Below are 1,842 nucleotides of genomic sequence, written 5' to 3'. Positions count from 1 at the left end.
CGCCGGCGGCCCCGCCGTTCGCGACGCTGAGGATCTGCACGTCCTCCAGGCCCAGCTCCCGGACCATGCCGGCTACGGCATCCGCGCTGCGCGCCAGGTCCTCCGGGTCGAAGGCCGGCCAGGCGATCCCCGGGATCGAAACCAGCTGTTCCAACGAGGAGATGGTGAGCCCCATGCCGGCGTCGACCGCGGCCGCAAGTTCGTCTACGTTCACATTGGTCATAGTCGACACCCTATCGCCCGGGCTCCGTCGCGACGATGCCCCCGTGACTCCCCCGGCGGCGCGGGTCCCAAGGGGGACAACGGCCGTACGCGGTCCGGTATTCTTGACTGGTGTTCGGACGTAAAAAAGAGGCTCCCACGCCCCAGGAAACCATCGACCAGGCCAACGACGCCCAGCAGCCTCGATACGGCAAGGGCGCGCCCACGCCCCGGCGCAAGGACCAGGAAGCTGCGCGCAAGCGCCCCCTGGTCCCGAACGACCGCAAGGCCGCCAAGGAGGCCAACCGGGCCGCCATGGCGGATCAGCGGCTGAAGATGCGCGAGGCCATGAACACCGGCGACGAGCGCTTTCTGCCGTTGCGCGACAAGGGGCCGCAGAAGCGCTTCGTCCGCGACTTCGTGGACGCCCGCTGGGTGCTGGGCGAATTCCTGATCGTCTTCGCCCTCATCTTCGTGGTCCTCAGCTTTATCCGCGACCTCAACGTCCAGGCGTTCATCCTGTTTGGCTTCTGGGTGCTGCTGGCGCTGGTCGCCATCGATGCCTTCATCCTCGGCCGCCAGCTCAAGAAGCGCCTGGCCGCCAAGTTTGGCGACGTGGAGCGCGGGGCAGTCTGGTACGGCGTGATGCGCGGGCTGCAGCTGCGCCGGATGCGCCTGCCGAAGCCGCAGGTCAAGCGCGGCGAATACCCCGCCTGATCCAGCGGGGAGGGGCCGGTCGAAGGGTCGGGAGCATCGCGGCTCCCGGCCCTTTCGCATCCCTGGGGCCTGGAGCATCGCGGCTCCCGGCCCTTTCGCATGCCATCGGCCGGGAGCATCGCGGTTTTCGGTCCTTTTGCATCCCATCCGAGGCCCGGTCGCCCTTCGGAGGGCATGCCGGGGCGCCGGATGGCGCGGGTCGGTTCAGCGCCGGCGCTTGGCCAGGCCGCGGTTGATGCGGCTTGCCCAGAAGGGTCCCTCGTACAGGAACGCCGTATAGCCCTGCACCAGGGTCGCACCGGCGTCCAGCCGCTGCTGCACGTCGCCGGCCGTCTCGACACCGCCCACGGAGATTAGCGCCAGGTCGTCCCCGACGGCGGCGCGCAGCCGGCGCAGCACGTCGAGGGAGCGCTGCTTCAACGGGGTCCCGGAGAGGCCGCCTTCCCCGCAGGCCGCGATCTTGGTGTCGTCCGAGACAAGGCCCTCGCGGGAAACCGTCGTGTTGGTCGCGATGATGCCGTCCAGGTTCAGTTCCAGCGCGAGCCGGGCGACGTCGTCGATGTCCTCGTCGCTGAGGTCCGGGGCGATCTTCACCAGCAACGGGACATGGCGGCCGGCCGCGGAATCGGCGGTCTCCCCCACTGCCCGCAGCAGCGGCCGCAGCGTCTCCACGTTCTGCAGCAGCCGCAATCCGGGCGTGTTCGGCGACGAAACATTGACCACGAGGTAGTCGGCGGACCGGGCCAACAGCCGGGTGCTCTTCAGATAGTCCTCGGTGGCATCGGCCAGTTCCACCACCTTCGTCTTGCCGATGTTCACGCCGATGACGGGCCGGAGCGTGCCGTATCGGGAAGCCAGGCCGCGCCGGGCGGCGGCGATCCGCGGCGCGACGGCGGCCGCGCCGTCGTTATTGAAGCCCATCCG

The 1,842-nt window shown here is 69.4% G+C and carries 2 protein-coding genes and 1 pseudogene; 1 reads left to right on the top strand and 2 read right to left on the bottom strand.

Annotated elements, in window-relative coordinates; translation table 11 throughout:
- Positions 1-223: pseudogene (locus tag AC5RUJ_RS15530) on the bottom strand (dipeptidase); the annotation flags it as partial.
- Between the two features lie 110 nt (positions 224-333).
- On the opposite strand from AC5RUJ_RS15530, the gene AC5RUJ_RS15525 reads away from it, so the two are divergent.
- Positions 334-918 (top strand): DUF3043 domain-containing protein, encoded by a 585-nt coding sequence (locus tag AC5RUJ_RS15525; protein WP_493999757.1) that lies wholly within the window; start codon positions 334-336, stop codon positions 916-918.
- Between the two features lie 204 nt (positions 919-1,122).
- Here the strand turns inward: AC5RUJ_RS15525 and pyrD are convergent.
- On the bottom strand, positions 1,123-1,842 hold a 720-nt coding region (gene pyrD / locus AC5RUJ_RS15520; RefSeq protein WP_494156161.1), incomplete at its 5' end, for a dihydroorotate dehydrogenase (quinone).

This window comes from Arthrobacter sp. Y3223164, from assembly GCF_059091005.1.
This window is presented reverse-complemented; position numbering and strand designations above follow the sequence as displayed.